Source organism: Hyphomicrobium sp. GJ21 (assembly GCF_001006785.1).
GTDB lineage: Bacteria > Pseudomonadota > Alphaproteobacteria > Rhizobiales > Hyphomicrobiaceae > Hyphomicrobium_B.
In genome coordinates this window covers 438,254-454,753 of the sequence record NZ_CDHO01000002.1, presented here as the reverse complement: position 1 = coordinate 454,753, position 16,500 = coordinate 438,254, and the positions used below count along the sequence as shown (strand labels likewise).

The window sequence follows — 16,500 nt, the reverse complement described above, 5'->3', positions numbered from 1 at the left end:
CTTGAGGCCGGATCTCCGGAGCAATTTCGGAAGCTCCGTGAAAATCGGCCGCGTGCGCGGTAACTCGATGCTGACGTAAAGTTGATCGGCTCAGTAGCTCCGCATCGGGACATTTTGCTAAGTCCAGCGGGAGATCGGCTGTCGCCGATTGCACATTTTCAATTTTATATTCGCGCACGACCGGCAGATCTCGACCGGCCCTATGCATCAAGCCGGTCATGGACCTATGCGCTTCAGCCGGGTGGCTATAGACTTCCGAAGATCGGCGCTTTTTTCGTAGGTCCATCGGAGGACGATGTGCAGCTTCCGCTTGAAGTCGATCGAGAGTCGTCGCTCAATCTGCAGACTCAGGTTTTTGAGCAAATCCGGGGAATGATCCTCGCCGGTCAGCTTCGCTCAGGCCAGCGCCTGCCGGGCAGCCGGCATCTTTGCCAGCAACTCCAGGTCTCGCGGATCACGATCACGCTGGCCCTCGCGCGGCTCGCCGATGAGGGCTACATCGAAACCGCGAGGTCGGTGGGCACGTTCGTTTCCCGCGAAATCCCGGAACAGGCTCTGCACGCACTGCAGACGGACCTCGAACACAAGAAGCCGACCGGCACGCCCGCGCATGACCGGTCGCGGCTTCCAAAAATCCGCTCGCACACACTCGTCAACGAGCTTGCGCATCGGATCGCGATCGATTTCTGGATCGGTCGTCCGGATCCGCGCTCGTTTCCGTTGAGAACGTGGACGCGTCTCACGAACAAGCGATTGCTGAGTGCTGGTTCGGCGCTAACCGAATACAGAGATCCGACGGGCGTCCCCGAGCTCCGGCAAGCCATTGCGGATCACCTTCGTCCCGCGCGCGGAATCATCGCCGAGCCGGAGCAGATCATCATCACGGGCGGCTGCCAGGAAGCGCTCAATCTCGTATGCCGCATGCTGATGTCGCCGGGAACGCATGCGATCGTGGAGTCGCCGGGATATGCGGGCGCTTCGTATTTGTTCGAGTCCTTCGGCGCCAACCTGCATCACATCGACGTGGACGAAAAAGGCCTCGACGTTGCGCAGCTTCCCGACGTCACCAACGCTGTCGCCTACGTGACGCCTTCGCACCAATATCCGATGGGCTGCACGCTGCCGCTGGATCGCAGGCTTGAGTTGCTGGCTTGGGCGGTCAAAACGGACTCGTACATCGTCGAGGACGACTACGACAGCGACTTCCGGTATGTCGGCTCGCCTCTGGCCGCGTTGAAAGCGCTCGATAGCGCCAATCGCGTTTTCTATGTAGGCACGTTTTCGAAATGTCTCGGAGCTGGGCTTCGTCTCGGCTATGTCGTCGTGCCGCCGGAGTTGATGCCTGCTGCGCGCCGCTACAAGGCCCTGACGAACAATGGTCAGCCGTGGCTGGAGCAGGCTGTTCTCGCAGACTTCATGAACACCGGCGGCTACGCGCGGCATCTGCGAAAGATTCGTCAGCATTATCTCGGCAAACGGGATGCGCTGCTGCAAGCGTTGGGGCGCGCGTTCGGTGACGGAACGACAATCGGAGCGGAAGCCGGCATGCATATGGTCTGGCGCACGCCCGATCATTTGCCCGCGGCGCCGGAAATCCTCACGCGCGCGCTCAATTGCGGCGTCGGCGTTTACGACCTCTCACCGCGCTCGGCCGTGATCGCTCCGACGCGTCCGGATGTCGAACGCTATCTCATATTCGGATATTCGTCGCTGTCGGAAAAGCAGATCGCGACGGGCATCGAGCGTCTCGCGGACGCCGTGCAGAACAAGACGCAGGCAGAGGATGCGCATGAGGCGTCGGTGTGCCGTGCCTGAATTCGTCCCGCGCTGGCGTCAGCCGCTGCTCGCTTTTTCGAGGCGTGCGAGGTCGAGCACGGCGACCGTGCGCAATCCTTCGAGCGCGATGATCTTTTCGCTCTTGAGGCGAGACACCTGCCGGCTGACGGTCTCGATCGTCAGCCCAAGAAAATCGGCAATCTCGGTGCGCGTGATCGGTAGTTCGAATTTTGCCGGCCGCCCCTCGCCCCCCTGACCGTTGATGCTCTCCAGCTTCTTCGAAACCATGAGGATAAAACTCGCGACCTTTTCCTCGGCGCTTTTCCGGCCGAGTAAAAGCATCCACTCGCGCGCGGCGTCGAGTTCATCCAGCGTATTTTCAAAGAGCCGGCGCTCGAAGCCCGGGAACTCGCGTACCAGCTGCTCGAACTGGCGACGGTCATAGATACAAAGGTGTACGTCGCTCACGGCAGTCGCTTCGTACACGCTACGGTCGCGGAACGGGCGTCCGAGGAAATCGGACGCGAACTGCAGGCCGACGATCTGCTGGCGTCCGTCGGACAGGGTTTTCGTCAGTTTGACGACCCCGGACACGATGCTGGCAAAGGACACGACGCGGTCCTGGTCGCCGACGATCGCCTGCCCCGCCGAAATTGTCCGATGGCGCGCGATCGCGTTCAGCCGCTCAACTTCTCTGGGCCCCAGCGCGCCGCAGACAGCCCTGTGACGGACCGCGCAAGCGTCGCAGCGGATGGGTTGCGGGTGCGTCACGTCGCTCTCGTCCCGGACCTAAATGAAAAATCTGAAAACCAATATCTCTCGTACCGCATTTAATGTTTCGGCGCTGTGCGACCAAGGGGCTTGGCCGTGCGGCGAAGAGCCCGCCCAAAGTGCCCTCGGATAGCGCCCGCTGCGCGGCTGTCGCAATGGACCGGCTGACGGCCACCCGAGCTACTGCAACATCATCACATCTGCTACACAAGGGCATGCGCGAATTCCCTGCCCGCAGACTCGTCTGCCTCACCGAAGAGACCGTCGAAACGCTCTATCTCCTAGGCGAGGAAGATCGCATCGTCGGGGTGTCGGGATACGCTGTCCGCCCGCCCCGCGTGCGGCATGAAAAACCGCGCATCTCGGCCTTCACGTCAGCCGACATCCCGAAGATCGCCGCGCTCGAACCCGACCTCGTGCTGGCGTTTTCCGACATCCAAGCCGATATTGCGGGCGACTTGGCTCGCGCCGGTCTCGCCGTTCATGTGTTCAACCAGCGCGACCTCTCCGGCATCTTCGCCATGATCCGCACCGTCGGCGCGCTCATCGGCTGTCCGGACAAGGCGAACGATCTGGCGCGCTCGCTCGAAGACCGCGTGTGCGCGGTCGCCTCCGAAACGCGCTCGCGCACGCCGCGTCCGCGCGTCTATTTCGAGGAGTGGGACGATCCGATGATTTCCGGAATCTGCTGGGTCTCCGAATTGATCGAAATCGCGGGCGGCGACGACATCTTTGCGGAAAAGCGATCAGCGGCGGCCGCCAAGGATCGCATCGTTTCCGCCGACGACGTGCTCTCGCGCGCGCCGGACGTCATTCTGGCGTCGTGGTGCGGAAAGAAAGTCCGGCCCGAGAAGATTTCGGCGCGTCAGGGCTGGCACGACATGCCGGCCGTCGCCAATAACCGCATTCACGAGATCAAATCTCCGCTTATTCTACAGCCCGGCCCGGCGGCGCTGACCGACGGGCTCACTGCCATCCGCAATGCCCTTGCTTGAATCGCGAGTTCTCATGCTGATCAGATTTCTGGCGCTTATCATCATCACGGTGCTGAACGTCGCGCCGCTCGCCGCGAAGGAAAACATTCTCTCGTTCTCGTTCGGCAAGGGCGTGCTCAGTCTCAGCGCACACGAACTGCTCATCAGGCCCGACGCAAAGACGATCACAATCCCGGCCGATGTCTCCTATCGCCGCGCCATGACGTATCGCGCCGTGCCGCTCATCGCTCTGATCGGCGACGTCGGCAAGCTCGGCTTCACGACGATCGAAGCGCGGGCCAAGGACGGCTTCGTGTCTCAGATACCGGTTTCACTGATCATGCAGGGCGCATCGGGCGGCTCCGTCGCGTGGATCGCGATCGAAGAGCCGAAGGCGCCGTGGCCGAACCTGCCGGACAAGCAAGTGAGCGCCGGGCCGTTTTACCTCGTTTGGGAGAATCCGGAACGCTCGAGCGTCGGCAGCGAACAATGGCCGTACGCGCTTGCCGGACTGACTGGCGTCGACGATCCCGTTCGCCGCTGGCCGCAGCTCGCGGTCGACTCCTCCCTTGCGAGCGACGCCAAGGAACGTCTTGGGCAAGCATCGTTCATCAAGAATTGCATTCCCTGCCATCGCCTCAACGGCGCGGGAGAAAGCGCGACCGGCCCGGACCTCGGCAAGCCGATGAATGTCACGACATATATGACGGCCGTTGGGCTTCACGCCTTGATCCGTGATCCGAAATCCGTGCGCAGGTGGCCGGAACAGCAAATGCTGGGCTTCGGGCCCGAAAAAATTCCGGACGCCGAAATCGACGCGTTGATCGCGTTCCTGGCGTATTCGGCGAAGCGCTGACCGCCCGGGCTTGCCGGCGGTTTATGGGCCGAGCGGGCCGTTGCGTTATTTTGCCTTGCGAATCGCAGCAATAACGATCCGTGAGCTTGCGTGAGGGAAAAAGAATGAGCGATCCGACCATCACCTGTCCGAACTGCAGCACCGAGATCAAGCTCAACGAATCTCTCGCGGGCCCGCTGATCGCCGCGACGCGCCAGCGATACGAGAAAATCATCGCCGACAAGGAACAGGCGATGGGCGTGCGCGAGGCCACGCTTCGCGATCGGCAGGCGGAGATCGAACGTCAGAAGGCGTCGATCGAGGAGCAGATCCGGACGCGCCTGCAAACCGAGCGTGAAGCCATCGCAGCCGAGGAAGCGCAGAAGGCCAAGCTGCGCACCGCAGGAGATCTCGATCGCAAAGCGAAAGAGATCAGCGAGCTTCAGGACATCCTGAAAGAACGTAACGTCAAGCTCGAGGAAGCGCAAAAATCGCAAGCCGAGCTGCTTCGCAAGCAACGGGATCTGGACGACGCGCGGCGCGAACTCGATCTGACGGTCGAGAAAAAAGTGCAGGCCTCGCTGGCCGCCGTTCGCGACAAGGCGAAGCTCGATGCCGAAGAAGGCCTCAAGCTGCGCATGGCCGAAAAAGATCAGCAGATGGACGGCATGCGCAAACAGATCGAGGATCTGAAGCGCCGCGCCGAGCAAGGCTCGCAGCAATTGCAGGGAGAAGTTCTCGAGCTTGAGCTTGAAGCCATGCTTCGTTCGCGTTTTCCGCGCGACGCCATCGAGCCGGTGCCGAAGGGCGAATTCGGCGGCGATGTTCTGCATCGCGTCGTCGGATCGCAAAACCAGGTTTGCGGCACGATTCTCTGGGAGTTGAAGCGGACCAAGAACTTCAGCGATGCCTGGCTCGCAAAACTGCGCGAGGATCAGCGTTCGGCAAAAGCCGAGATCGCCCTGCTGATCACCAGCGCGCTCCCGAAAGGCGTCGTCGCATTCGACCTCATCGATGGAGTCTGGGTGGCCGAGACGCGGTGCGCTCTCGCAGTCGCCGTGGTGCTCCGTCAGTCGCTGATCGAGCTCGCGATGGCGCGGGATTCCGGCGAAGGCCAGAAAACGAAGGTCGAGCTTGTCTATCAATATCTGACCGGGCCGCGCTTTCGCCAACGCGTCGAGGCGATCATCGAAAAGATTTCCGACATGCAGGCCGACCTCGATCGCGAGCGCAAGGCGATGACGCGGCTCTGGGCGAAGCGCGAGGCTCAGATCAGGGGCGTCGTTGAATCGACCGTCGGCATGTACGGCGACCTGCAGGGCATCGCCGGGCGTAGCCTGCAAGAAATCGACGGGCTCGATCTGGAATTGCTGGACGGCCCTGACGCCGCGATCTCATCCAACGACACGAATGAGCTGTGAGCGCGCCGCGCAATGCGGTGCCGCCACTCGCCCGAGGTTTCGAGGGTAATTTCTTGGACAGCGTTGTATCGGGGAAACGCTAACTCTTTGAAAAGACTGGTCGGAGCGAGAGGATTCGAACCTCCGACCCCTTGCTCCCGAAGCAAGTGCGCTACCAGGCTGCGCTACGCTCCGCCCGACCGTCTGCCTGAGTTTAGGCTTTTTCTCCGAGGCGCGCGAGATAGTAAGGCACCTAAGAGAGGGGCGTTATAGCGACCTGGAGGGTGGCCTGCAAGCGCTTGATGTGATTGGTGTGACAAGTCCAAATGCCGCGTCGGGACTGCGGAGCTTTCGTGTCTTCGAACCCTTCCACAGGCGGCTGGTGGCGCTTTGCCACGCACCATTGCCGCCCCTGCGACGACTGACTATGGTGCCGCTCCGCCGGGGCTCTGGCGCCGGTTTTCCAAACGGCATGATGGGATGTAGCCAAGTGGTAAGGCAGCGGATTTTGATTCCGCCATTCCCAGGTTCGAATCCTGGCATCCCAGCCATTGTTTGCAGCCGTATTCGCATATCGTTGTGAGATCATTTCCACTCGATAGCTTGGCGTCGTTTCTGATCTCGCGCTTTGTTTTTTCCTAAAGACGCAAAGAATTCTCGCAGCTCCGACGAGATACGCGTTTGACGCGTGGCCTCTTCATCGCGCGCAAGCAATCGGCTCGCGCCGAACCGCTGAAGACAATTCTCCTCGATTGACCTTGGACATGCCTCGCGATTTTGCAGGCTTGATATTCAAGTCCCGTTGCTCCATCCGATCCGCATGGATGGCTCGACGGGTCATCCATTTGTACGGACTATCACGACACGCACCATTCTTCGGAGAACCCATGACGAACATTATCTTCAAAGCCGGCGAAGCGACCGTCCTCGCCGCCGAAGGCCAATACACCGATGCGATGCCGGAAGTGTTGATCGGCTCGGTGAACGGCCCGGTTGGCCACGCCTTCGCAAGCATGATGGGCCAATCCGTCGGACATACCCGTTTCTTTGCGATCCGCGACCTCAACCAGCTCGCACGCCCCGCCACGATGATGACGTCCAAGGTCACCATCTCGTCCGCGGAATACATCGAGCTGTTCGGCGGCGTGGTGCAGGGCGCCATCGCTGATGCCGTCGTGGACAGCGTTTCCGATGGCGTCATCCCCAAAGACACCGTCGACGATCTCTGCATCGTTGTGACGGTGTGGCTCGACCCGCGTTGCGCCGGTCATGCCGAACTCGACAAGAAAGATCTCTACCGGACCAACTACGAGGCGATGAAACTGGCCATCGCCCGGGCGCTGAAGGGCGAACCCAGCATCGATGAGCTGATCAAGAACCGCAAATCGATCAAGCATTACGCTCTCGAGGGCGTCGTCGAGAACTGACACCTCATTTCTTACGAGCAACGATGGGCGGTGCGCTTCCTGGGAAGCGTGCCGCCCAATTTTTTCCCTGTCAGCGATATTGCTGCCCGCGCGTGTTGCAGTCGCCGTTAACCGTTGGCGTCCGACCGACCCTTCAAATTGCAGCAACACTCAAAAATCTTGATGCCAATCAAACGCGGGTTTGAGGGGCCAACTAGAATCGCCGGATCAATTGCAGATCTGGAGGCCGTCGTGCTCAACTTGCTCGTTCGCCCGATCATGTTCATCTCGGCACTTATCGCGGCCGTCTTCGTTGCGCGCGACGCCCCGAATTTCGGCATCATCCAGATGGTGATCGGGTTGTTCCTGATCGTTGCGCTCGTCGCTATCGGGGCCTTCTGGGAAACGCTGACCGACCGTTGGCGGAGCAAAACCAAATCCCGCGAACCGCTATAGTTCCACCGTTCCAGCGGCGGTCGAGACGAAAGCGCGCGTTCCGCCTGCCCGCCGCAGCAATTCGACGATCTGCTTGTCTTCCATGAGCGCGCACGCCGTCGATAGCGCATCGGCCGACGCCGCAGTGTCGCTGACGACGGACAGGGCTCGCGCAGGATCGGCGCAGCGGCCGGTGACCGGATTGAAGATGTGGTTCGATTGCCCGGACTTATCGAACTGAAATCCGCTGGCGGCCGATGTCGCGACCGCTTTGTTCACGAGGTCGATCGCTGCCGGCGTCTTTGCGGTATCGACAGGTCCCTGCAGCGCCGCGCGCCAGGGCTTGCCGTCTGCATGCGTGCCGAGCGCACGTATTTCGCCCATGTCGACGAGGCAGCTTTCAAGGCCCGCTTCGCGCAGCAGATCGACGACGCGATCGGTGATATATCCCTGCGCGATGCCATTGAGCGTCAAGCTCATGCCTGGCTTGTCAAAAACGATCTGATCACGGCTGAATTTCACTTGTCGCCAGCCGACGAGTTGCAGCGACTGCGCAAGCTTTTCGGCCGGCGGCGGCGTGGTTTCTCCGGCTTCCGCGAAGTGCTTGTAGTAGCAGGTCCAGAGCGGCTGCACGGTCGGATCGAAGACGCCTCCCGTCACATTCCAGGCGCGGTCGCATTGCTGCAGCACGTCGACCAGTTCCGGCGGCGGCGCGACGAGGACGCCACGGCGATTGAGATCGCAAAGAACGGAATCTTTGTCGTAGAGCGTGAAAATCATCTCCAGGCGGCGCGCTTCAGCAACCACGCGATCGATCAGTTTGCGGCCTGCTTCGCGATCGGGATGATAGATCCGGATCGTTGCGACGCTGCCGAGCGAAACGCCCTGCCATTCGAGCAGGGCAGCTTGCTCTTCGGCATGCGATCGCGCGAACGGCAGGAGGCCCATGCCTGCGGCTGCAGCCGTGATGGTGACGAATTTTCGCCGTGTAGGATAGCTCGTCATATCGCGCTCCTAGGGCGAACCGATGGCTTCAGTTGATCGAGTGGCGTCTGCTCCGGTATCCGACGTCAGCACGTAGTCGTGCGGCACTTCGGAAAACGACAAGACGCGGCCGCCGTTGCTTTCGGCAAACTTGTCGGCTGCGGCGCGATCCGAAAACGGCACCGTTTCCGGCGCGCCCATCCCGCTTTGTTTGCGGCTGTCGACGACAAAAAATGCCTGACGTGCGTCGACCCAGTTGTCGTCGCCCGGCTTGTCCCAGGTCGGCGCTTTGCCCATGTCGGAGACATAGATTGCGCGCACGTCCTTGGATTCTTCCGCGAGGATCGTGAACGCGAAGGCGTCGCGAGCCGACGAGAACCACACCGGGTCGGTTCGGCTGGCAAGAATGATCTGGCCTTTGGGCCCAGGGTGTTCGGCGAGAGCCATGCCGCAGTAGTGGCCTGTCGCATCGGCGGTCAGATGCTGCGGCGGTGGCGGCGCTTCGCTCGCCTTTTCCCGGCAGCCCGCCATTGCGAGCGCAAACGAGAGCATCACGCCGATGAGGAGCCCAGCCCGCGTCATAGCTCCCTCCGCGAGAAGGTCAGCCCGGCGAGCGTCAGCGGCACCAAGACCCAGATCACGAGTGTGGCGAGCAGTACGGCCGGACTGAGACTGGCCTGATCGGCAATGCCGGACATGTTCGTTAGCACGCTGACGTTTTCGGCTCCCGCCAGATTGAACAGGCGATACACGTCAGTCGGATTGAACAGCAGCATGCCGCTCAAGGCCGCGGAGGAAATCGTGCGGCCCTGGTCGACCACCAGCGCTCCGAGCAGGGCCATGTCGAAAAGAACCACCAGCAACAGCCAGACGCCGATCGCGATCCCGGCAGCGGTCGCCCGCTCGCGCACGAGCGCGCTGATCAGATAGCCGATGGCGATGAAAACGGCACCGAGCAAGATCGATGTCAGGATCATGCCGGCGAAGGCGGCCCAGCTTCCGCCTCCGATCTCAGCTCCCGAGGCCATCAGCGCGATGGCGGCAGCGCCATAGCCGAACGCGGTCGCGAACGTCAGAACGGCGAGGTGGCCTAAGAACTTTCCGAGCAGAACCTGAAGGCGGCTGACCGGATAGCTCAACAGCAGCAGCATCGTGCCGCGCTCCATCTCGCCGACGATCGCATCGTGCGAAATCAAGAGCGCGACGAGCGGTATGACGAAGATCGTCAGGCTCGACAAGCTGACGATCACGACGTCGAGCGCGGACGTTCCGACGTTGCCAGTCGGCGCGCTGCCAAGGAACGTCAGCGACAGCGCGAGCGCCGCGAGCAGCAAGGTCATCGCAACGACCCAGCGATTGCGCAGGCACTCCTGAATTTCCTTCCAGGCGATGAGCAAGATGTTGGTCATGCTGCGGCCTCGCCGTGACGGCGCAGGAAGTGCGCGTAGAGATCGTCGAGTGTCGGCTGCAGGATCGCAACATCCTGTGCGGGTCCTGCAGCATCGGTCGCGCGACGGATGAGTTCGATCTTGGCGCCCGGCGCCGCGTCGAATTCGACGAGATGGCCGTTGATCTCGCGCCAGTTCGGAACCGGTCCGACGAGCGCCGAAAGTTTTTCCGCCTTTCCGGAGGCGACGGTGACGCGAATCTTGATCGGCAACCCTGCGAGCTTGCGCAGCTCGTCGATCGAGCCGTTGGCAACCATCCGTCCGCGATTGAGAATGATGATGCGGCTGGCGCGTTCCTCGAGCTCCGTCAGTGCATGCGACGAGAGCACGATCGTTGCGCCCTGCTGCTGCAGCTCTTGCACGATCTCGTAGAATTCGAGCCGCAACGCCGGATCGAGGCCGGTCGTCGGCTCGTCGAGGAGAAGCAGCAACGGATCGCCGAACAGCGCCTGGATCAAGCCGAGCCGCTGGCGCATGCCTTTCGAATACGTCCGGATCGGCCGGTCCGCGGCGGCCGTAAGACCGACGCGCTCGAGAAGGCTGTCGATTTTATCAGTCGATGCGTCCTTGAGGCGGGCATAAAACGACAGCACCTCGCGGCCCGTCAGCGCGCCGTTGAACGAAACGCTCTCGGGCAGATAACCGAGCCGCTTGCGCGCTGCGAACTCTCCGGCGGCGGGGTGATCGCCGAGCACGCGGATGTCGCCCGACGTCGGACGTGAAAGCCCGAGCATCATCTTGAAGAGCGTCGTCTTGCCGGCGCCGTTGTGGCCGATCAAAGCAACCGACTCGCCCGGCTGCAGCGCGAAGGAGACATCATTCACCGCCGCGATCGCGCCGTAGCGCTTTTCAATGTGCTCGAGTTCGACGATGGCTGTCATGGCCGCGCTCCCTCGCCATAGTTTTGCGCGGGCAACGGCGTGGGCGCCATCAGCGGATGCGTGTCGACGACGCCACCGGGAAGCATTGCGGGGAAGCGCGCCTGCGCCCAGCGAATGATTTGCACCGCCGGACTGTTGACCAGCACCTTGGCCTCGGGCGCCGTCCACAACACCTTGTCGATGATGTCGTTCGGACGGTAAGCCGCGTCGGCAATGCCATCGCCATTGAGATCGAAGGCGGGATTGTCGCTCCAGAAGTTTCCGCGGCCGTTCTTCGACCAGTCGAGGTAACGCGTGCCGACGTATTTGACTTGATTGCGGTTTCCGATGAAGGCGTTGCCGACCATCTCGTTACCTTCGGACCCGGCGGTGAAATGTATTCCGATTTCACAGCCCTCGAAGCGGTTATCGACAAATCGATTTTTGTTGGCGTTGTAGATGAATACGCATTTTTCCGGTCCGATGCGAGCGCCGTGCGCGAGCGACGGCGCGTGATCGCCGACGGGCAGCATCCCGTCCTCGCTCGCAGCTTTGCCAGCGACTCCCGAACTCAGCCAACGCTCCTGCGGCTGCAGCCGGCCGCGCACGAAGTTTCCGGAAATCTCGGAATTATTGGCGAAGTTGAGCAGCAAGCCGTGATCGCGATCGCCGTCGGAGACATTTCCATGAATGCGCAGGTGATGCGAGAACATGATCGCAAGCCCGACGGTGTTGCCGATCGAGACGTTGTCGCTCACCTCGCTGTTGTTCGTGTACATGTAATGGATGGCGAAGCGCAGATCACGAAAACGATTTTTGCTGAAGACGTTGTCGCGGCTGGTATTGGCGAGGATGCCATCGCGTCCATAGCGGAAGTCGTTATTGACGATCTTCGCGCCGGGCGAATTCCAGAGCGAGACACCGTTGCCAGCGTCGGCGATGCGGATATCGCGTAACCCTTCGATGACGTTGTCGCGAACCTGCGCGTCCGTCGCGCCGTGCACGTAGACGCCGAACAGATTGCCTTCGATGCGATTGCCTTCGACCAGAGCGCGCTCGGCAGTCTTGGCGAGGAACACCGCGGAGTCCATGCCTTGAAGATCGCGGCCTGAGCCCTTGATCGTCAGGCCTTTGATGGTCACGTCGGGCGCGTTAACGGTGATGACGCTTCCCTCGCCATCACCGATTACGGTCGCCCCGGATTTTGCGACGAGCGAGACAGGTCGCTCAATCCGAAGCCGGCCGCGATAATCTCCTGGAGCAAGCTCGATTACGTCACCGTCCTGCGCATGCTCCACCACAGCCTGCAGCGTTTGCCCAGGCGTAGCGGCGATCTGCGCGGCGCTGGCGTGGCGGGAAAATCCCGCCACGACAAGCACTGCCGTCAGCATACGTAGGATCGGTCTCACGTCGTTCCTTGCTCAAGCGCCGTGAGGCTCGACGAGCATACGGCCCTTCATTTCCATATGCATGGCGTGGCAGAACCACTGGCAATAGTACCAGTGAACGCCAGCACGATCGGCGGTGAAGGTCACGGATGCCGTCGCCTGCGGCGCGACTTCCATCGCGACGCCATAATTGACGATCGTAAAGCCGTGCGTCAGGTCTTCGACAGCGTCGATGTTGGTGACATAGACTGTGACCTCGTCGCCCTGCTTGACCTGGAAATCGGTCAATCCGAACGTCGGAGCGGTCGACGTCATGTAGACGCGAACCTTCTTGCCGTCACGGATCACCTTCGAGTCGTTCTCCAGATCGACGCCATCGGCCTTCGCTTGCTTGACCGCGTCTTCGAACATCGGGTCGGCACGATTCCAGATCGACACCGGATTGATCTTGGAGCGATGAACGATGGTCGCGTCGTGCGGTTCGGCAAAGCTCGGGCCGTCGTGTACGACGGCCATCTTGTCGCCCGAGATGTCGATGAGCTGATCGTTTTCAGGTTTCAGCGGACCGACGTTCAGGAAGCGATCCTTCGAAAACTTGTTCAGCGAGATCAGCCATTTGCCATCGGCTTCCTTGGTCTGACCCATGGAGGTGTGATTGTGGCCGGGCTGATACTGCACGTCGAGCTTCTGGATGATCGGATTGACCTTTTCACCCGCGTAGGCGCGCTTTGCGAGATCCAGGTTCCACTTGCAGATCTGGCTGTCGATGAACAGCGTCGTGTAGCAATTGCCTTTGCCGTCATAGGCGGTGTGTAGCGGTCCAAGTCCGAGTTCGGGCTCGGCGACGACAGTATCGCGCGGCTTGATCTTGTCATCGAACAGATCGTCGAACTTGCGTACGTCGAACACGGTGCACGTCGGCGACAGCTTGCCGTTGGCAACGATATGAATGCCATCCGGCGCGGTGTTGATGCCGTGCGGACCGTTGGAGACCGGGATGTAGCGCGTGTAGGGCGAACCTTTGCGGCCGTCGATGACCGGCACGCCGCCCATTTCCTTGAAGTCGCCCTTCTTCACCGCCTCTTCGATGCGCTTGATGTTGAAGACGGTCAGCCAGTCCTGCTCCTTGGCGGTCATTTCGGCGAGCGTCACGCCGCCCTCGGAATTGTAGCAGGTCGCGAACGCGTACTTGCCCTGATAGTCGGCGTCGACGTTGTCGAGGTTGCCGTCGACGATGACCTGCCACGCCACCTTCATCGTGTCGCCGTCGACGGCGGTAAAGATCGAGTAGTAGTCTTTCGGGCTGTTGAGAACCTTGCCGTCGTTGGGAAGCGGCACGCCGTCTTCACCGTTGCAGAAAACATAGCCCGTGCGCGGATATTTCTGCACGCGGAGGCCATGCACCGTGTGCTGGTTCGGCAGCTGAATGATCTTATCGCACTTCATCACGTCCAGGCGGACGCGCGCGACGCGGGTGTTGGCTTTGTCGTTCATGAAGGCGTAACGGCCGTCGTAGGTGCCGTCGGTGAACGAGATATGCGGATGGTGAAGATCGCCGTTCACGTAGGTGCCGCCGCGATTCTTCAAGAATTCACGCGATTCCGGCGTAAGATTCTCGGTCAGAACCTTGAGGCTTTCGTTGGTTTGTCCCCACCCCGTCGCGCTGCAGCGATTGAACACCGGCACGCGCATCAGTTCACGCATCGAAGGAAGGCCGACGATGCGGAGTTCTCCGCACTGTCCGCTGGAGAAGAACACGTAGTATTCGTCGAGATCTCCCGGCGCGACGTCGATCTTACTGTGCGCCGCGCTGCCGGCGGCCTGAGCGTTCGCCCGGCTCACGAGTTCGGAAGCGCCAATTCCGCCTGCGATTCCGGATACACCTGCGGCGGCAATCACACTTGTCTGGCCAAGCATGTCGCGCCGTGTCAGGCCCTTCGTCTCTTTCTTGCTGGTCATAAGAATCTCCTCACGTCAAAGATGGCGTGTTTATCGCCAGGCTACGATTTCACGATTTTTCCGACATAGCTGATGAGTGGCCGCACCGGCTTCGTCGGAGGATTTTGAGTCGAAGGCGATGCGAGAGCCGCGCTCCGCTCGCGCTTCAGCCGCACCTGGATCATGTGCGGGCATCGGTGGTCGTCGTAGTAGAGCTCCTGACAGTGCATGCAGTAGATGCACTCGTTGACATTGATGTGTCCCTCCGGATGGATCGACTGAACGGGGCATTCGTTGGCGCAGCGCTGACACGGCGAACCGCATTCAGGCCAGCGGCGCAGCCACTCGAACATGCGCAAACGTCCGGGGATCGCGAGCGCGGCACCGAGCGGACACAGGTAGCGGCAGAAGAAACGCTCGACGAACAGGCCCGCAGTCAGCAGCGCGACCGCAAACAGCACGAACGGCCACTCGCGCATGAACTTCAGGATGATCGCGGTCTTGAAGGGCTCGACCTCGGCGAGATGCTCGGCCGCGGCGATCGAGTAGAGCGACACACCGAAGAGGACGAGGAAGATCACGTATTTGATCGGCCATAAACGCTCGTGCAAATTCCACGCGACGCGCAACTGCGGAATGCCGACGGCCTTGGCGGCGGAGTTCATCAGCTCCTGAAGCGCGCCGAACGGGCACAGCCAGCCGCAGAACGGGCCGCGTCCCCAGAACAGCAGCGAAATCGCCACCGCCGACCAGAGAATGAAGATCAGCGGCGCCATCAGAAAGTATTCCCAGCTGAAGCCGGTCACGAGCGCGTTCGTGAATGTCAGAACATTGACGACGGAGAGCTGCGCGTTGGCGTACCAGCCGAGCCAGACAAGCGTGAAGGCGAGAAAGCCGCGCCGAAGCCAGGTGTAGAAGACTGGCCGTCTGACGAGAGCATTCTGGAAAAAGAAGATGCCGGTGAGTATCGCGAGCGCGACCAGCGTGATCGCGATGGAGCCGGTCTCCCGCTGCCACATCTGCTTCCACAGCGGCTCGTCTCCGCTCGCCACTTCGGACGACGCCGCCGGCGAAGCGGGCGCTGCGACCCCGGCTTGACTGAGGGCCGCCGGTTTTGCTGCAGGCGGAGCAATTTTTTCGCGACGGATATAACGGTCGGGAAGCGTGTACGGGAGATCGAACGTCAGGAAGGCTTTCTCGCGCGTGCCGGTCGCACGCTGCACAAGAAGCCGGAGGTCCCAGGGCTCCGTCGGATCGAAGGCGAAGTCGGTTGGCACAGTGAACAACCCGATTTCGCGCAGCATGGGTGCGCCTTGCGCCGCGAGATCGCCAAGCCTCTCATGATTGCGATCGCGGAAGCGAACCCCGGAACCGGCCTGCTCGAGTTCAATGCGATCGAAGATGCCGCCGCGAACGTAGCCCGATCCCTTGAAGGAATAGATGCCGTTACCTGCGATCAACATCGCCTGCTGGCCGGGCTTCAGGCGCTTCTGCAGCCGGTCGTACACGGAATCGCCGAGGAGACTTTTTCCAATCACCGGAGGTGTGACGAGCGCTGCATACAAATCGATGAAAGTGTCTTCGGGTTTTCCGTCCTCGGGATGCGCCGCCGCGTCTTTGTTGTCGGATTTTTCGAAAGCGCTGTTGATCTCGGACACGGAAAGCGTCAGCCGCCGCACGGAGCCGTCGCCGAGCAGGCTTTGCCAATCGCGGGTTTCGTTCTGGGCGAGATCGAGCGACTTCGTTTCCGTTGCAGCCGCTGCTGCGGCCGAACCGGCGGATGAGGCATCTCCTGGCGAAAGACGCCCGCTTTTCACGAGTCGAACGGCGGAGCGCACGACGCTGTCGGCCATCACAAGGACGGTCACGGTCGCGCCGCTGACGATATCCGGCTGCGGCGGCTGCTGGGCGCCCGTAGCGATCGGCCCGACATGAGCCCCGATGAGCTTATTTAAGGCGCCAACGACGCGTGCTTCCGGCACGCCGACGAGCACGATCGGTTCTTTGTGCTCGACAAGCCTGAAGCCGGTCAGCACGCCATGGGGATCGATGCCGACGAGAATGCGGATCGGCTTGCCGGAGTAGCCGACTGCGCCGGTGAAGTCGGTCGTGAGGTAAACGTAACCGGCGAGCGTTTCGTCCGCGTACACCGGAAGAATCGGCGGCTCGCCTTGAGGCGTCCCAAAACGGGTCGCCTTCGGAAAGAAATCTTGCGGCGCAGCGTGACCCGCAAACTCCATCAGCTTCGACTGTGCGATCGCCGGTGATATCCACGAAAGGAGACC

The 16,500-nt window shown here is 61.3% G+C and carries 14 protein-coding genes and 2 tRNA genes; 7 read left to right on the top strand and 9 right to left on the bottom strand.

Going from position 1 to position 16,500, the window contains the following annotated elements:
• Positions 1–297: 297 nt before the first annotated feature.
• Positions 298–1,815 (top strand): PLP-dependent aminotransferase family protein, encoded by a 1,518-nt coding sequence (locus HYPGJ_RS05135; protein ID WP_046846723.1) that lies wholly within the window; start codon positions 298–300, stop codon positions 1,813–1,815.
• Positions 1,816–1,833: 18 nt separating this feature from the next.
• Here the strand turns inward: HYPGJ_RS05135 and HYPGJ_RS05130 are convergent, their stop codons facing one another.
• Positions 1,834–2,547 (bottom strand): helix-turn-helix domain-containing protein, encoded by a 714-nt coding sequence (locus tag HYPGJ_RS05130; RefSeq protein WP_046846177.1) that lies wholly within the window; start codon positions 2,545–2,547, stop codon positions 1,834–1,836.
• 215 nt (positions 2,548–2,762) lie between these two features.
• Here HYPGJ_RS05130 and HYPGJ_RS05125 point away from each other — a divergent pair, with 215 nt between their 5' ends.
• From HYPGJ_RS05125 to HYPGJ_RS05115, 3 genes are all read left to right on the top strand, one after another.
• Positions 2,763–3,542 (top strand): cobalamin-binding protein, encoded by a 780-nt coding sequence (locus tag HYPGJ_RS05125; protein ID WP_046846176.1) that lies wholly within the window; start codon positions 2,763–2,765, stop codon positions 3,540–3,542.
• A 13-nt stretch (positions 3,543–3,555) separates the two neighbouring features.
• Entirely contained in the window at positions 3,556–4,377 is an 822-nt protein-coding gene (locus HYPGJ_RS05120) for a cytochrome c (protein ID WP_046846175.1), read from the top strand.
• 104 nt (positions 4,378–4,481) lie between these two features.
• Positions 4,482–5,777 carry a DUF2130 domain-containing protein gene (locus tag HYPGJ_RS05115; RefSeq protein ID WP_046846174.1) on the top strand — a complete coding sequence of 432 codons (1,296 nt, stop codon included), beginning with the start codon at positions 4,482–4,484 and terminating at the stop codon, positions 5,775–5,777.
• A gap of 97 nt (positions 5,778–5,874) precedes the next feature.
• On the opposite strand, the gene HYPGJ_RS05110 is transcribed toward HYPGJ_RS05115, so the two are convergent.
• A tRNA-Pro gene (locus tag HYPGJ_RS05110) sits at positions 5,875–5,951 on the bottom strand.
• A gap of 281 nt (positions 5,952–6,232) precedes the next feature.
• Here HYPGJ_RS05110 and HYPGJ_RS05105 point away from each other — a divergent pair.
• The 3 genes from HYPGJ_RS05105 (at position 6,233) to HYPGJ_RS05095 (ending at position 7,618) form a co-directional block, all read left to right on the top strand.
• A tRNA-Gln gene (locus HYPGJ_RS05105) sits at positions 6,233–6,307 on the top strand.
• Positions 6,308–6,643: 336 nt separating this feature from the next.
• Positions 6,644–7,183, top strand: a complete 540-nt coding sequence (gene fae / locus HYPGJ_RS05100) for a formaldehyde-activating enzyme (RefSeq protein WP_046846173.1) — start codon at positions 6,644–6,646, stop codon at positions 7,181–7,183.
• A gap of 231 nt (positions 7,184–7,414) precedes the next feature.
• Entirely contained in the window at positions 7,415–7,618 is a 204-nt protein-coding gene (locus HYPGJ_RS05095; protein WP_046846722.1) for a hypothetical protein, read from the top strand.
• On the opposite strand, the gene HYPGJ_RS05090 is transcribed toward HYPGJ_RS05095, so the two are convergent.
• From HYPGJ_RS05090 to HYPGJ_RS05060, 7 genes are read right to left on the bottom strand one after another with little or no spacing between them, the layout of a single operon-like run.
• Positions 7,613–8,602 carry an FAD:protein FMN transferase gene (locus HYPGJ_RS05090; protein ID WP_046846172.1) on the bottom strand — a complete coding sequence of 330 codons (990 nt, stop codon included), beginning with the start codon at positions 8,600–8,602 and terminating at the stop codon, positions 7,613–7,615. The genes HYPGJ_RS05095 and HYPGJ_RS05090 overlap by 6 nt on opposite strands.
• 9 nt (positions 8,603–8,611) lie before the next feature.
• The gene (locus HYPGJ_RS05085) at positions 8,612–9,163 is read right to left on the bottom strand and encodes a nitrous oxide reductase accessory protein NosL (RefSeq protein WP_046846171.1); all 552 of its coding nucleotides are present in this window, start codon (positions 9,161–9,163) and stop codon (positions 8,612–8,614) included.
• Positions 9,160–9,990, bottom strand: coding sequence for an ABC transporter permease subunit (locus HYPGJ_RS05080; protein WP_046846170.1), 831 nt, complete (start codon positions 9,988–9,990; stop codon positions 9,160–9,162). Before HYPGJ_RS05080 ends, HYPGJ_RS05085 begins: the two co-directional genes overlap by 4 nt.
• Positions 9,987–10,910 (bottom strand): ABC transporter ATP-binding protein, encoded by a 924-nt coding sequence (locus HYPGJ_RS05075; RefSeq protein WP_013215842.1) that lies wholly within the window; start codon positions 10,908–10,910, stop codon positions 9,987–9,989. The genes HYPGJ_RS05080 and HYPGJ_RS05075 overlap by 4 nt, the downstream gene beginning before the upstream one ends.
• Entirely contained in the window at positions 10,907–12,280 is a 1,374-nt protein-coding gene (locus tag HYPGJ_RS05070; protein ID WP_046846169.1) for a nitrous oxide reductase family maturation protein NosD, read from the bottom strand. Before HYPGJ_RS05070 ends, HYPGJ_RS05075 begins: the two co-directional genes overlap by 4 nt.
• Positions 12,281–12,310: 30 nt before the next feature.
• The gene (gene nosZ, locus HYPGJ_RS05065) at positions 12,311–14,236 is read right to left on the bottom strand and encodes a TAT-dependent nitrous-oxide reductase (RefSeq protein WP_046846168.1); all 1,926 of its coding nucleotides are present in this window, start codon (positions 14,234–14,236) and stop codon (positions 12,311–12,313) included.
• Positions 14,237–14,277: 41 nt separating this feature from the next.
• Positions 14,278–16,455, bottom strand: a complete 2,178-nt coding sequence (locus HYPGJ_RS05060; protein ID WP_244466045.1) for a NosR/NirI family protein — start codon at positions 16,453–16,455, stop codon at positions 14,278–14,280.
• Positions 16,456–16,500: the final 45 nt, after the last annotated feature.

Excerpts from the sequence above, each read along its gene's own strand:
- HYPGJ_RS05075 (WP_013215842.1), bottom strand. The coding sequence starts at position 10,910 with ATGACAGCCATCGTCGAACTCGAGCACATTGAAAAGCGCTACGGCGCG.
- HYPGJ_RS05115 (WP_046846174.1), top strand. The coding sequence starts at position 4,482 with ATGAGCGATCCGACCATCACCTGTCCGAACTGCAGCACCGAGATCAAG.
- HYPGJ_RS05125 (WP_046846176.1), top strand. The coding sequence starts at position 2,763 with ATGCGCGAATTCCCTGCCCGCAGACTCGTCTGCCTCACCGAAGAGACC.
- HYPGJ_RS05085 (WP_046846171.1), bottom strand. The coding sequence starts at position 9,163 with ATGACGCGGGCTGGGCTCCTCATCGGCGTGATGCTCTCGTTTGCGCTC.
- nosZ (WP_046846168.1), bottom strand. The coding sequence starts at position 14,236 with ATGACCAGCAAGAAAGAGACGAAGGGCCTGACACGGCGCGACATGCTT.
- HYPGJ_RS05090 (WP_046846172.1), bottom strand. The coding sequence starts at position 8,602 with ATGACGAGCTATCCTACACGGCGAAAATTCGTCACCATCACGGCTGCA.
- HYPGJ_RS05070 (WP_046846169.1), bottom strand. The coding sequence starts at position 12,280 with ATGCTGACGGCAGTGCTTGTCGTGGCGGGATTTTCCCGCCACGCCAGC.
- HYPGJ_RS05060 (WP_244466045.1), bottom strand. The coding sequence starts at position 16,455 with ATGGAGTTTGCGGGTCACGCTGCGCCGCAAGATTTCTTTCCGAAGGCG.
- fae (WP_046846173.1), top strand. The coding sequence starts at position 6,644 with ATGACGAACATTATCTTCAAAGCCGGCGAAGCGACCGTCCTCGCCGCC.
- HYPGJ_RS05080 (WP_046846170.1), bottom strand. The coding sequence starts at position 9,990 with ATGACCAACATCTTGCTCATCGCCTGGAAGGAAATTCAGGAGTGCCTG.
- HYPGJ_RS05120 (WP_046846175.1), top strand. The coding sequence starts at position 3,556 with ATGCTGATCAGATTTCTGGCGCTTATCATCATCACGGTGCTGAACGTC.